Source organism: Paenibacillus sp. strain BS8-2 (assembly GCF_054483835.1).
In genome coordinates this window covers 2,990,469-3,004,440 of sequence record NZ_CM137010.1, presented here as the reverse complement: position 1 = coordinate 3,004,440, position 13,972 = coordinate 2,990,469, and the positions used below count along the sequence as shown (strand labels likewise).

General features: G+C 48.5%; 13 protein-coding genes and 1 pseudogene. 2 read left to right on the top strand and 12 right to left on the bottom strand.

The window, feature by feature from the left end:
- Window positions 1-46: 46 nt before the first annotated feature.
- From ACX1C1_RS12935 to ACX1C1_RS12880, 12 genes and pseudogenes are all read right to left on the bottom strand, one after another.
- Entirely contained in the window at window positions 47-3,970 is a 3,924-nt protein-coding gene (locus ACX1C1_RS12935; protein ID WP_458957477.1) for a lamin tail domain-containing protein, read from the bottom strand.
- Between the two features lie 218 nt (window positions 3,971-4,188).
- Window positions 4,189-4,434: pseudogene (locus ACX1C1_RS12930) on the bottom strand (transposase); the annotation flags it as partial.
- Window positions 4,435-4,512: 78 nt separating this feature from the next.
- The gene (locus ACX1C1_RS12925; RefSeq protein ID WP_458957476.1) at window positions 4,513-4,836 is read right to left on the bottom strand and encodes a type II toxin-antitoxin system RelE/ParE family toxin; all 324 of its coding nucleotides are present in this window, start codon (window positions 4,834-4,836) and stop codon (window positions 4,513-4,515) included.
- Entirely contained in the window at window positions 4,814-5,104 is a 291-nt protein-coding gene (locus tag ACX1C1_RS12920) for a type II toxin-antitoxin system Phd/YefM family antitoxin (protein ID WP_458957475.1), read from the bottom strand. The genes ACX1C1_RS12925 and ACX1C1_RS12920 overlap by 23 nt, the downstream gene beginning before the upstream one ends.
- Before the next feature lie 211 nt (window positions 5,105-5,315).
- Complete coding sequence (locus ACX1C1_RS12915; protein ID WP_458957474.1) at window positions 5,316-5,549, bottom strand: hypothetical protein; 234 nt, start codon at window positions 5,547-5,549, stop codon at window positions 5,316-5,318.
- 179 nt (window positions 5,550-5,728) lie between these two features.
- Complete coding sequence (locus ACX1C1_RS12910; RefSeq protein WP_458957473.1) at window positions 5,729-6,634, bottom strand: hypothetical protein; 906 nt, start codon at window positions 6,632-6,634, stop codon at window positions 5,729-5,731.
- A gap of 362 nt (window positions 6,635-6,996) precedes the next feature.
- Window positions 6,997-7,914: a fumarylacetoacetate hydrolase family protein gene (locus ACX1C1_RS12905; protein ID WP_458957472.1), complete on the bottom strand. Its 918-nt coding sequence runs from the start codon at window positions 7,912-7,914 to the stop codon at window positions 6,997-6,999.
- Window positions 7,915-7,976: 62 nt separating this feature from the next.
- A complete protein-coding gene (locus ACX1C1_RS12900; RefSeq protein WP_458957471.1) occupies window positions 7,977-8,951 on the bottom strand; it encodes a zinc-dependent alcohol dehydrogenase in 975 nt (324 codons plus the stop codon).
- Window positions 8,952-8,974: 23 nt separating this feature from the next.
- The gene (locus ACX1C1_RS12895; RefSeq protein ID WP_458957470.1) at window positions 8,975-10,096 is read right to left on the bottom strand and encodes a mandelate racemase/muconate lactonizing enzyme family protein; all 1,122 of its coding nucleotides are present in this window, start codon (window positions 10,094-10,096) and stop codon (window positions 8,975-8,977) included.
- A complete protein-coding gene (locus ACX1C1_RS12890) occupies window positions 10,093-10,461 on the bottom strand; it encodes a cupin domain-containing protein (RefSeq protein ID WP_458957469.1) in 369 nt (122 codons plus the stop codon). The genes ACX1C1_RS12895 and ACX1C1_RS12890 overlap by 4 nt, the downstream gene beginning before the upstream one ends.
- 32 nt (window positions 10,462-10,493) lie before the next feature.
- A complete protein-coding gene (locus ACX1C1_RS12885) occupies window positions 10,494-11,267 on the bottom strand; it encodes an SDR family NAD(P)-dependent oxidoreductase (RefSeq protein WP_458957468.1) in 774 nt (257 codons plus the stop codon).
- 36 nt (window positions 11,268-11,303) lie between these two features.
- Window positions 11,304-12,014, bottom strand: coding sequence for a PIG-L deacetylase family protein (locus tag ACX1C1_RS12880; protein ID WP_458957467.1), 711 nt, complete (start codon window positions 12,012-12,014; stop codon window positions 11,304-11,306).
- Window positions 12,015-12,222: 208 nt separating this feature from the next.
- On the opposite strand from ACX1C1_RS12880, the gene ACX1C1_RS12875 reads away from it, so the two are divergent.
- Both ACX1C1_RS12875 and ACX1C1_RS12870 read left to right on the top strand, forming a co-directional pair.
- Window positions 12,223-12,888: a GntR family transcriptional regulator gene (locus ACX1C1_RS12875; protein ID WP_458957466.1), complete on the top strand. Its 666-nt coding sequence runs from the start codon at window positions 12,223-12,225 to the stop codon at window positions 12,886-12,888.
- Between the two features lie 17 nt (window positions 12,889-12,905).
- A complete protein-coding gene (locus ACX1C1_RS12870; RefSeq protein WP_458957465.1) occupies window positions 12,906-13,955 on the top strand; it encodes a DUF6786 family protein in 1,050 nt (349 codons plus the stop codon).
- Window positions 13,956-13,972 lie beyond the last annotated feature (17 nt).

Below are 13,972 nucleotides of genomic sequence, written 5' to 3'. Positions count from 1 at the left end.
AAAATCTCCCTTTGGTTAAATTCCAAAGGGAGATTTTCCATTTCATTTACTTAGTAAACCCCGTCACAACATTTTTGAAGATGGTGGCTACTGCCGCTCTGTCGGCATATGCGGTTGGTGCGAATGTGTTTCCGCCAATTCCGCTTATGATGCCATAACCTTGAATAGTTGTCACAGCATCCTTCGCCCAATCGCTCACCTCGTTTGCATCTGCAAAGGCTGGTTTGTTGGTGCTTTCTAATTGAATGCCCTTGTACTCCAAATAATTATGAAGCATCACAGCCATTTGCTCGCGAGTGATGGGCGCGTTTGGTTCAAACTTGCCATTCCCAACACCCGAAACAATGTTGTTATCAACTGCCCAAGCGATTGCAGCGCTATACCAAGCATCCGTATCAACGTCTTCGAAACTGGATGTATCGTAGCTGGCAAGGTCTGCTCCCTCCAGATTCGCAATGACCTGAGCAAACATAGCTCGCGTCATCTCCAAATTCGGTGCAAACTCATTGTCGCTGACTCCATTGAAGAGCTGGCGAGCCGTTACAAACGCTACTGCGTCCGCATACCATTGTGCGCTTGAGACATCTGCAAATTCCACTTTATTATAGCCAACAACATAGCTGGAGAAATGATTAACCGTCATCTTGACTGTACCAGTCGCAGAATCATATAACCCCATAACTTGTTCAAGTTTTCCGTCCTTACTCAGGTAGTATACGACTACAGCGTTTGGATTCTCTCCTTGGCGTAGTGTATACGGAACCGATACGCTTGCTGAACCGCCCTTGAAATCACTGATCTCTTCATCGCCGCTTGTAATTGTAAAATCAAATATCGGTCTGTCCGCAATCTGCTCTTTCGTTGCTCCGGACACTGCAAGCGTGCTCGAATCAACAACTTTTGCAGATATTTTCACGTCGGCTTTTGCCGCTTCGGCAATTGTTTTTAGCGTTAGCTCGTCAAGCGTAATGGTTGCAATAGGCGATGCAATAACAAGAGCCTCTACCCGAGCTTCGGCTATGTCTTTCATCGATTTGCTTGGAATCATCGCTTCAACGGTCTTGGACTCCGGAGCAGCTTCAACTTTGATTTCAAGAGTGGTTTCTTTATCGCCCGCAGCTTCCGCGAAAGCAATTACATCCTTTATTGCTTGCTCGGTTAGAACGGCTCTAGCTATGCTGCCTTCGGCAGTTTGTATGACCTCAGAGGTGACATTGATTTTGTTTTGGTCTACATTCGGCGCGCCTGGATTTACGATTACATTGCCATTGCCACCTGTGCCGCCAGTACCTTCATTGCCTGTATTTCCAGAATCATCATCTTCTTTATAATCAGATGCGATAGAACCTATAGATAGAGAGCCCGATTGTTCTCCATCCTTGAATCGATAGACCGGTCTTTGACCCTCTCTAGTAAAACTCGCCTCTGCTATTGCAAAGCCTTCATTGTTGGCGCTAGGATCGACGCCGCTTGCAGGCATGATGTGAGTCGTTTCCGGATTGACTTCTCCATGAAGTGCTATTTTTGCCGCGCGGTTATTATATCCATTATCCGCAACAACCCAAAGCACATTTTCATAGGTATCATAGTCAAGAGCCATTGCTCCACCAATCTGCGCGTCAATATCAGCAATTTGTACAAAGCTTCCATCCTGGTTTAGAACATAAGCATATACATGGCCATTATCTTCTAATGCCACAAAGAACACGCCGCTTGCAATGGCATCGGGATATTGAGTGGCATCAAAAACAGCATTCGTATTTTGGTCATAAAGTTTGCCGTTAACATTAGCGTTTGATACCCACTCTACAGCCTCGATCCCCATATTGGCCGAAACCTGTGGTAAAGAAGCAGTCAAATCCCACTCCTGCAAAGCTACCAAATCGTTACCCTCAACATTCGGATCAACTTGCAAAATCATATTAAAGTTAACGCCCTTATCGCTGTTATCACGTTCAGAGGCAATATAAACCAAACCATTCTGATCGACTGTAATTCCTTCTGCATCCGGACCTGCTGCGTCTGCATCTTCTGCGTCTTTTGTGAATCTAATTCGCTTCCCGTCTTCAAAGCCCGATGCAAAGCTTAACTCTCCATCTTGTGCAACGTCCAGAATCCAAAACTTCCCTGTACCGTTATCAACTGCATATAGTTGACCATTAAAGAAATCCAGCCCTGAAGAATCTTCTAAAAATGTCGGTTCAAGGTCGAAAATCACAACGTCACCATCACCTGGCCACGCAATGACATCAGGGATACCATCGAATGTATTGGGTGCGCCTGGGGTTGCTTCTTTTGTATTCCTATACTCGTTTCCACTTAGGTCAGGATACAATCCCCATGTAGGATTAGTATGCTCTGGCCAAGTTGTGCTGGCTATCAATCTCTCATTTTCAAACAAACGTACATAATCATTTTTCCCAAGTCCAAAGCCAAACACCTCATCGGTCAGGACCAAAAATCCATTTGCAGCAATCGTTGTGCCGCCTGGGATCACATATTGATGGGTATCATCATCGTCTTTCATGACTAGGCCCGAAATATCTAACGTTTCGCCTGTTGGATTAGCAAGCTCGATCCAGTCAGGTCCGTCATTGGAGTCATCAGACTGCACTTCATTTAATATAACTGGATTTGTTACAACATTGGCCTTTCCTTTAGTCGAGGTCGAAAATTCCACAAGCTCGCCGGTTCCATCCGGAATTCGTGCGTATACACCAATTGCATGGTCTGTCCACGAATATTCTGCAATGGAAACACCGTCTTTATTAAAAATAGTAACAACATCCGCTTTTCCTAAACCAAATGTAAAATGAATATTTTGATCAAACACATAGAATTGACCCGGATTAAGAGTAGTTCCCTCACCTACAGGCGTAATATCGGCAGCATGTCCTACTGGATCATTATCATATAAGAACCAACCGGATAGATCTACGACTGTTGTTCCACCATTATAAATTTCAACCCAATCCGTTACATCATCGTTAGACTCTACTTCATTGACTACAATTTGAGGTTTATACCAATCGTTCTGCAGTCCCTTTGTTTCTCTCATTAAAACAAACGAACCCGTCCCGTCTGGATATCTTCCGAAGGATGCTGATGCTTCGTTGCCTTCATAACTAGCATGCCCTGTCCATGAATATTCGTCCAATACATTGCCTTCCAAGTCATATAAACGAATCGAATCCCCGGAACCAATCCCGATTGCTGCCGCGAATTCACCTGCTGCGAACGTATCTGACTGATCATTATAGACTTGTCCGGCTGTATCAGCCTGGACCACCAACAACTCGCCTGCTGGCAGCATTGTTCCTTCTGCAAACCTCCAGCGGTGGTCATCAGAATTGTCACGAATCTCATAACCAGACAGATCCATTTCTTCTGTCCCTAAATTCATAACCTCTACCCAATCATCCGGCGACGAATTAATTTCGTTAATGACTAGTTTATGTGCGGGCAGCTCTTCTTGCTCTACATTATTCAACAAACCTTTGGTAGGCGCCTGATCAACAAATGCCCCACTACCATCCGGAGCCCTCGAATATGTGCCTACTGCATGACCTGTATACAGATGTGAGTCCATTAACGTACTGCTAGCATTATACAAAGAAACGGTATCATCTTTTCCCAGAGACAGATTGTCCAGCACGGTATCATGCTCGATAACCAGAATTTCGCCAGCTGCTAATAGAGTACCGTCCTCAATGCGCCATTCCGATTCTTCTTCCACACGCTCTAACCCTTTATCATCTGTAACAAACCATCCACTGACATCTACAGCTGCATCTCCGATATTTATAATTTCAATCCAATCGATATCTGAAGCGGTATCATTTGATTCGATCTCATTAATAAAAACTGTATTCTCTGCTTCAGATGCCTGTACATCCTGCATGGGGAATACTACCATGGATAAAATAATAAACAGATTTAATATGCTTATCGTCTTTTTCCTTTTGCTCATCTTCAATGCCCCCTATTCGATGGGACTCGTAAACTACTCCTATTTCCGAGCCGCTATCGCTAATAGTAAGACACTATTGTAAAATTACAGCTTTATTTGTGTGGTGTATTTGTAAATTCAAAGTCTGGTTTCAAAGCGAATATCAACTGGTATCCTTAGCTTCTACTTCCTCATAGAAACCATCGTACGCGGAATCCATTCACTACTCTTCAAACCTTTCAATTCTCATCCATTGTTACCATCGCAATGAGATTCTCCACATTGCGGTAGCCCCTAGCCCGTCGTTTTGCAGCTTGCACGAGGCCATTAATTCCTTCAAGCAAACCGTTTGTCATTATGCTGTGAAACCAACGAAGAATCCCTTCTTCATCCTTTTTGACGGTTTTCGCAAGATCAATCATGGGTTGTAGCTGCGAACGTCTCGCGAACAACGTAATGTAGCGATGCCCTCGACGCGACGAGGTTCATCGACGGCAAACCGTTTCAAATAAAAACGACCCGCCAAAAGGTCATTTTTTTCAAAATGTCCTCTTGCGGGTCAGTCAAATCCGCCTTACCAACCAACGATAATCTTGTCTGCAATCTACAATGTAATCCACGTATACCATCTCATCTTGTATCTGATACAAAACCAGATACCACTTCTCAACGTACATCTTGTGGTACTTGTTTGGCGGAATAAACTCCTCTTCCAGAAACAGGAACCGCTCCGGCATACGAACCAGTGATCTTATCGCCTGAAGCATCTCGTTCTTTCTATTGCGAGCAGACTCAGGACTCGCCTCGGCAAGAAATCGAATATGATTCGCGAGCATGTTCCGAGCACGATCTGATACGATCACCTTATATTTTGGTGTTTGATCCATGTTCAGCCTCATTTATAATATCCTCTAAATACGTATCCAGTTCATCCAGCGTCACTCCAGCACGCCCAGACAAACGATCCTCTTGCACAGCCATTAGCTCCTCACGCAATTTAAGCATCTTTTCTCGGCGAGAGAAGGCTTCTATGTCCATAACTACAAGGTCTCCTTCTCCATTTTTAGTTAGATAGACCGGTTCTCCAGTCGTTTTACACAGATCAGCTATCTCGTTGTAATTTTGCCTAATACTTGCCGATGGTTTTATTAACAACTCGCCACCCCCTTTAATAGTAATTTGATGATCATATTATATCCTTATTATGCTATCCAATCAATTATTGTACCTATAAAATCAAAATAAAAGCGACCCGCCAAAAGGCCATTTTTTTTCGTATAAATCCGGAAGATCACGCCAAACTTGTCGGTGACATCGCCGAAGCCGGGGAACAAGTTTATTTTGTGGGGAGGGATTTTGCCCCTGGTTATATAGGTCCCATTCCAATAGACTCTGCCGGCGCGATCGTTCTGGATTGATCGAAGGCAATATCGGTTGCTTCAATATTCCTGAAAAAGCTCGTATTTGGCCCTAATAGGGTGAAGAATCCGCCATGTCTCGACATAAACTCGATATACCAGGCTTCATCGGCGAAAGAACCGGAGAAATCTCCCCATACTTCAATCGGCTTATTCATGGGATCCAGAATATCCCCGAACAAATCATATCGATCATCCTGAGGAATATCGCTTAATCGAAACGCAAAGCTCTTCTCTGCTGCTGTACGGTCAAGATTTACCGGTTAAAATCCAAACGCGTTTATAGAGTTCCCACCCATGGCAGTATCCGTCGCAATGGCCATTGCAGTCGCTAAATCCTTGGATGCACCTGGCATCAGATTCACAAGCGCCCATTGATAGGCATCATTATTGTCTGCGAAATCCCCTCGATAGTAGTCCGTGCATTCACTTCAGTCAGTTGCCGTGTAGCTCCAACGATATTCTGAAATAACTTATGTGCCTGCTGCTTGACCAATGGGTAGGTATCGAATGGCTCATTGCGATAATGGCCATAAGGCCCGACGTCACCCGAGAACCCTTGAATGAACAAGGAAATAAAGTCCCCACCCGTTTTTTCTTCCCATTCCTCCATCGCCATCCCTACAAATTCGGATGATATTCGATTGAACGGATTGCAGAGCAAGGTGGGATGAACCGCGCAATTCACCATTGCACCTAACCATTTTCCGTCTTCTTGTTCAAATACAACTACATTCAGATCCTTATTTATCTGAATGTTGTCGTTATGCTGCAAGAGAGGCCGCCTGTTGACAGCTACCTCCGTAAAACCGGTAGCGATTTTCATATGAATAGGCATAAGATTTGCTATTGCTTCCCCGATCTCCTCTTCGACTCTTGCAACACATTCCTCGTCAAAATACGCTGGCGCACTATGCGTATGCGTTGCGCTTACCAGAACAGCATCCTCAGACGTCTCGCCTGCCAGCGCCCATCTATGTCGAGAACCATTCGGCAAACTATGTTGAAGAATGCGATAGTCCCCGCCGTTGCCGTCCGGATCAGATGCCAGAAAGTCCTGTTCACTTACTAAGCAGCAATCCATGCTAAGGATTACTTTGCGAGCAAACCCATCATCAATAACCGCGATTCTCGCAAAGAGATCATTCAAGAGATCTTTGTCAGAGTCTGCAATATATAATTTCGGATCATATCCTTGAAGCGGTGACGGTACCTCCGGCGTTAACTTGACTTTACGAAAAGCAGCTTTAAGCTGATTACTGGTCATATTCCGCTCCTTTACCGGTTTAACTTAGTCATTATCTTAGCAATGTTTTATGATCATCTGAAGGATGTACAAATGTAATATATTCTGATTTTTTTAGATTACTTCATCTATAGCACTAATAGGCCGCCCTCACTCAGGGCAGCCTGTATGGAGTCATCAAACCTCCCTCTTGTATGCGATTCGTTTGTAGTTTCCAAGCTGTTGTACGAGGTGCTAGTAAATTCATCGATTTCCGCAGTCAACCAGCCATTATAGCCAATTTCGATTAACACTGCTGCGATTTCCGATTGCAACTGCTCCCGGCTCGGAATCCCGCTGACCGCCTCGGAGCGTTCCACATTGCATGCTCAGAATTATTAGATTCATGATATTAGTACTTCGGCGACCATCCGATTCGTTAATGAGCCCAACTTCTCGATCTCGATCGTAACGACATCGCCATCTTGCAGCCATACTTGCTTGTGTTCCGGATAGCCCAATATGACGCCTTCCGGCGTACCCGTAAGAATAACGTCGCCGGGAACGAGCGTCATATGTTGGGAGATATAGCTTACGATCTCATCGCAGTGGAAGACCATATCAGATGTATTGGAGTTCTGACGAATCTCTCCGTTAACGAAGCTGCGGATATTCAGATTGTTCGGATCGCCGACTTCGTCAGCCGTCACCAGGTAAGGGCCGAGGGGACTGAATCCGTCGCAGGACTTGCCTAGCAACCATTGAGGAGTACGCATCTGCAGATCGCGGGCAGACAAGTCATTCACGCAACAATAGCCGAACACATAATCCAAGGCGTGCTCCCGGTCGATATACTTCGCTTCCTTCCCGATGACGATGACGAGCTCGGCTTCGTAATCGACTCTAGAGGTCACTCTCGTCGGCAATGGAACGTCTGTACGGTGGCCGGTCAGCGTATTGTTGAACTTATTGAACAGAATCGGATATTGAGGCAGAGGCATATGCGTCTCTTCGGCATGTCGCTTGTAATTAAGGCCGACGCAGATGATCTTATTCGGGACCGTTACGCATGGCTCAATCGCTAAGTCTTCTTCATTTAATAGGATGGAAGATAGTGCAGCGGGAGCCCATTGTTGATCTAAGAGTGATTGCAGTCGCACAATCGCCTCAGCTCCTCCCGCTATAACCTCCATTACTGTCGTTGGAGTCGATAGATTCGGATTGGGCGATAATTCGATGGCCTTCGAGACATCGAATATGCCTTGGGTTGTTACGACTCCGAGACTAGATCGTTCATTGCGTCTGAACGTTAACAGCTTCATAATAAGTCGCCTCTTTCCTGAATATTAAGTTATCACTCATTAGTCATGATCCGAACAAGTTGCTAGGGCTTTAATAGAATCTTGGCGATGCCCCCGGGACTGCCTAGTAAGGTCTCAAAGCCGCTCGCTCCTTCTGTTAACGGCAGTATGCGAGTCCACTGATCCATTTGTAACAATCCCGACTCTAACCACTCTAGCGCAACCGCGAAGTCTTGCGGCGCATAGGCGAATGCGCCCATACACACAATCTCACGTCGTATGATGTCATTGATCGGCATCTCGCTGTCTGATTCATGCAATCCCGTGAATACGACTGTTCCCCCTGCTCGAACTGCCTCGACACAACGCTTGCGTGTGACGGTTGCTCCGACAGCATCCACCGCCTTGTCATAATCGCCTTCCGCAGTGGTTGCCCCTTGACCGCCTAATGCATTGGCAATCGCTAATCGATCTGCATTAATGTCGACGATATCAATATGCTTAAGGCCATGAATGCGAGCCGCTGCTAGTACGAACAAGCCGATCGGCCCCGCTCCGTAGATAAGAAGCCGGTCCTGCGGCTGCCACTGCAGCAATCTGCCGATATGCGCCGCGCACGCCAGAGGCTCCGCAAGTACCCCTTCCTCGAGAGATACGGAATCCGGCAGCCGCAGCACATTGCTCGCAGGTACCGCTACATATTCCGCGAAAGCCCCAGGGCGATGAGCACCGAGCAATGCACGTTTCTCGCAGAGCTGTTCCCTAGCGCTTAAGCATTGCACACATTGACCGCAAGTGACGAGTGGATTCACGACAACCCTGTCTCCCTGAGCCCAATGGTTCACAGCGCTTCCCATCCGTTCAACGACTCCGGTGAATTCATGCCCCATGATCAGCGGTGGCTTGCGGAGAGAATTATGTCCCAGATATCCGCCAAGCTCGGAGCCGCATATGCCGGCATATGCGACTCGCACGAGCAATTCATTCTCCTTCAGCTCAGGAATGTCCGTATCCCTGATATTCATCACGCGCGGCCCTTCGTATACGAGTGCTCTCATGCTCACACCTGCTCTCTGAATGTTCAATTCACCCGATATCGATTCAAGACCTCTTCATTGACTTCCACACCCAGCCCTGGACGGTCAACCGGCACAGTAACGTATCCGTCCTTGAACTCGATCTCCCGACTGACCAGATCGCGAGCGAGCGGAGAAGAAGACACCGTATGCTCAATCATAAATCCATTCGGAATAGCTGCTGCAAAATGAGTGCTGGCTGCGACAAGAATGCCCGTCTTGAACGCATGCGGCACGACCTTTTTGTGTCGGTCATAAGCCAGATAAGCAATTCGTTTGCCCTCGGTTAGTCCGCCTACTCTGCCAAGGTCCGGTTGAATAATGTCCAGATGCCCTTCGTCCAGCAGACGCTGGAAAGCCAATCTCCCGGCTTCCTGCTCACCGCCGGCAATCATGATTTTGGAGCGATCGGCCAGTTCACGATAACCGTTAAGATCATTGGAATGCACCGGCTCCTCCAGCCAGTAGATGCCGTACTTCTCGTATACCTCGGCCATGCGCAGCGCCCCCTTAAGATCCCATGCGAGACCGGCATCGATCATAATATCGATGTCATCGCCAACAGCACCCCGGATCGCCTTGACCTGCGCTTCGTCAAACCTTGCGTTGCGGCCGATGGGCCCCCAGCCAAACTTCATCGACTGGTAGCCCTGCTCCACATAACCTTCCGCCATCGCCACCGCTTCTTCGATCGTCTCCGGCATCAGAGCGCTGGCATAGGCTCTCAGCCGCTTGTTAAAAATGCCGCCCATCATCTCACAAACAGGCCGATTCGATGCTTTCCCTACAATATCCCACAAGGCCATATCTACGCCACTGATGGCGTGCAGTGCGGGACCGCTTCTGCCGAAGTAGATGGTTCCGCGATACATTTTGTCCCACAATCGCTCAATCTCGAATGGATTCTCGCCAATTAACAAGCTTCTGAGACCGGTAGCAATCGAATGAGAAGGCGGCGTATCTACAACGGCCTTGGCTACGAGCGGAGAAGAATCCACTTCTCCAATCCCCGAGATTCCTTCATCGGTATGTATTCGAATCACTAACGTGTCCTGCGTGCCGTCGCATTGACTGGCATCCAGATCAGGCAATCGCAAATAAATCGCTTCTACTTCCGTAATTTTCAAGGTCGATTCCCCGTTTCCTTATGAATGATAATGCCGGCCGCTTGGAGCAAATCATTCCGCAGCGGCGTAAAGGTTTCCAGCACAAGCGAATCTTCGAGCGCAAGCACGTCATGCGGCACGTCGCCAGGTACGTAAATCTGCTCTCCGGCGTGTACTACTTTTTCTTCTCCGCCAAGATTCATCATGATCTTTCCCGACAATACGAAGCCAAGCTGCTCATGCGGATGGGCGTGCTCGGCGCCATACCCGCCCTTCTTGAAATCGATTAACATGCTCATCATCCGCTCTCCGGGGGCAAGCACCTTGCGGCGAATGTCCGGACTGATGGTCTGCCACTCGCCATCCCTTCGATGTGGTTCCGTCATCGCATATTGTCCTCTCTTCCTCATATCCCCTATCAGAAGGTGATGGATAATCCGCCGTCTACCGGCAATATGGCTCCCTGAATATAAGAGGCTTCCTCCGACGCGAGAAATAAAATCGCGCGTGCGACCTCATGCGGCAAACCGGGCCGTGCAAGGGCGATCTTGCGCTGCTCTACATAGTAGCGCTTGAAGTCCTCCGTCTCCAGCTCATTGACACCGCCAATAACCGACAAAGCCGTATCGATAAAGCCAGGCGATACGCCGTTCACGCGAATGCCAAGCGGAGAGAGTTCTAGCGCAGTACCACGAGTCAATTGGTCAAGCGCACCCTTGGCCGCATTGTAGTGACTTGACTTCATCAAAGCCCGCACACCGTTGATAGACGACACGTTGACGACGGCTCCGCCGCCCGTTCCCTTCATGGCCCGCGCCGCATACTTGGTGCACCAGTAAGCCCCGTTTACAATCGTATCGAATACGGCCCGCCATCGCTCCGTGCTCTCCTCCATAAAATCGCTTTCATAGAACATTGCCGCATTGTTGACAAGCACGTCGATCCGTCCGGTGAGCGTCATCGTCCCCTCGATCAACCGCTTTACGTCATCCTCAACGGAAACATCGGTCGCAATAAAATGTATTCGTTCTTTGTACCGTTCCAACCGAAGCAACGCCTCGGTTCCGCTCTTGGCGCTGCGTCCTGCCATGACCACATTTGCGCCTTCGGCGGCAAAATGCTGGGAGGTCTCTAGGCCGATGCCCGTTGCCCCGCCCGTAATAATGACCGTACGGCCGTTAAACCGACTCATTGCATATCCCTCCTTTGCTCCCGTTTCCCTCGCGTATCAATGCGGCAGCAGGGATCCTGTATAATTGCGGGGATACGCCTTGGCCCGAACGAACCCTTCTGCATAACGAACGCCGCTCTGAATTCCGCGGAACCTCGACATGACCTCGATCATCTCGATCGCATTGGAGCCGTATTGATCCTGCAGCCAGTCCCCTACCTGACTCACATGTTTGCCCAGCATTTCTTTTTTGGTGTTCATAGTCTCCGTGATGTCCACGTATTCGTCCGGCTGGAAGCCGATGCCCGCCACACTGTCGATAAAATAGACAACAGGAATTTTTTTTAACGGTTCGCTCACCGTAACGATGTTAGGTACGGTTGTCATAATCGCCACATCATTCGCCACCTGCCCCGTTACCGTGTGGTCGGGATTGTATAGATCCTGCGGCCAGTGCGTCAATACGACATCGGCATTACTGCAGCGCATCGCTTCAATAAAAGCCAGTCTGACCTCGGCTGTGTCGAACAGAAACTCGTCCGGATAATTGAGCCAGAGCAGCTTTGCGCCAATGACCTCGGCCGCAGCAATCGCCTCCAGCCTCCGAATTTCCGCAATTTCTTCCTTAGGCAATACGGGAGACCCTACTTCTCCATTTGTTGATACCGCAATCGTCACTTGATCGCCGCGCGCGGCATATTTGGCAAGCGTCCCGCCGCACAAAATTTCTGCATCGTCGGGATGAGCCACTATGGCAAGTACATTCATTTCCTATGACCTCCTACTATTATCGTTTCTGTTGTCGTTTCTGTTATCGTGGCTTGTAATAACTCCATCATACTTTCATGAATAGTTGATTGTCAACAATCTTCAATTGATCGTTGAATGAACATCGAGATTCGCGTATAATACCTATTAATACTTGTGAATAACCTCTAATAGGAAATAGAAATAGACTTAAAGGGAGAAATCATAGATGAAGCCACATCAATTCAAAAGTCAGGAAAACTTGTCCTTGCGGCAGCGAATCTTCTCCGATATTCGGGACGCCATTCTGCGCGGTCATCTTAAACCTGGAGACAAGCTCCGTGAACAGGACATCTCTGCCCAAATGTCGGTCAGCCGAGGGCCGCTTCGCGAAGCGTTACGCGATCTGGAAGCGATCGGACTTGTCGTCAGTCAACCATACCGAGAAACGGTAGTCGCCGATGTACAGGTGGATGAAGTTGTCGGGTTGCTGATTCCGATTCGCCTGCAGCTGGAGCTATTTGTTCTAAAACAGCATAACAATCAGCTAGACGAAGAGCTGTTTCAAGATCTGGAGGGAATCGTTGCCGACATGCAGCAAGCCGCAGAAGAAGATGACCTGTTCGCGCTTGTCGAAGCGGATATCCGTTTCCACGAGCGAATCATCGCACTGGACAAAACATCCTATGCGCAACAGATTTGGCTCAGCATCGTAAATCGGCTCCGTCTGCACTTTATTAAAAACACAGGCATTTTTCCAGATCTGCATAAGGTGCCGAAGGAACATCAGGAGTTGATAAAAGCCCTTCGCTCGTATAATGAGGAAGCAGTAGCTAAGGTATGGGGAAGCCATATTCGCGACGAGGATTGCCTGTTGTGTTTTAATCAAAATTAGGAAGGAGCTTGGGCAACTTGGCCACTGAGCTCGAAATGCTAATGAACCGCCATCACGGCGAATTTGCTGCTTTGCAGGGGATGGACGGTTCTTCCCTGCTGGTGTTGCCTAGAGGCGGGAGACTTCTGGGCTTAGTGCCCGGAAAAACCGATGCCCCCCTGCCATTTTGGACGCCTGCCACAGCAGCTTCTCGGGATCATTGGAATGTAGGCGGAGACCGTACCTGGATCAGCCCTGAGCTGGAATACTTCGTGGATTCCGAAGGCCAGTACAGTGTTCCTGGCTCTCTGGATCCCGGTAACTGGACGCTGGAGTCGCACTCAACAGAAGAAATTCGACTGGGCATGGATGGCGTGCTCCGTCATCGCACCTCAGCGATACCCATCAAATTTCAAATCAAAAAACGGTTCACCTACGCGCCCAATCCCCTGCTCCAAAATGGCTCTACGGTTTCGCTGGCCGATCCCGCCGTCAGCTATGCAGGCTGCGAAACGACAACCGAACTGTCACTGGAACCGCTGGGGAATGCAGACCACCGTACTGAGGCGGAAGGCAACGGTTATTGCAACTTATGGAGCATCCTGCAGCTCCCCTCGGACGGCGAAGCGCTGATCCCGACGTTTGGCGGGGCGCAGCCACTCATCATGTTCGCCGACAGTCCGCCGGAAACGCTTGGAATCTCTCCCTATGGCATGCGTATTCCATGCGGCGGGTCGTCCAAGTTCAAGCTGTCGTTCGACGCTATTGCCTCAACAGGACGATTGGGCTACATTAGGCGTCTCAGCGAAGACGTAAGCACACTGATTATTCGTCAGTTTGCCGTGCAGTCCGCAGGGATTTACCCGGACTATCCACCCGATCAGCCCTCCTATCGCGGGTCGTGCGTGCAAGTCTTTAACGATGGCGGGCAGTTCGGCAACTTCGCAGAGCTGGAGTATCATGCGCCTGCCCTGCCGATTTGGAAGCCGGGACAAACATCCGATCACTCTACGCTGTTTTACTTTTCAGGGCCTCCGTCCTCCATTAAACGTATTGCAGAGCATATGCTTGGCATGCCTGTAACCTAAGTGTGTAAACCTATTCC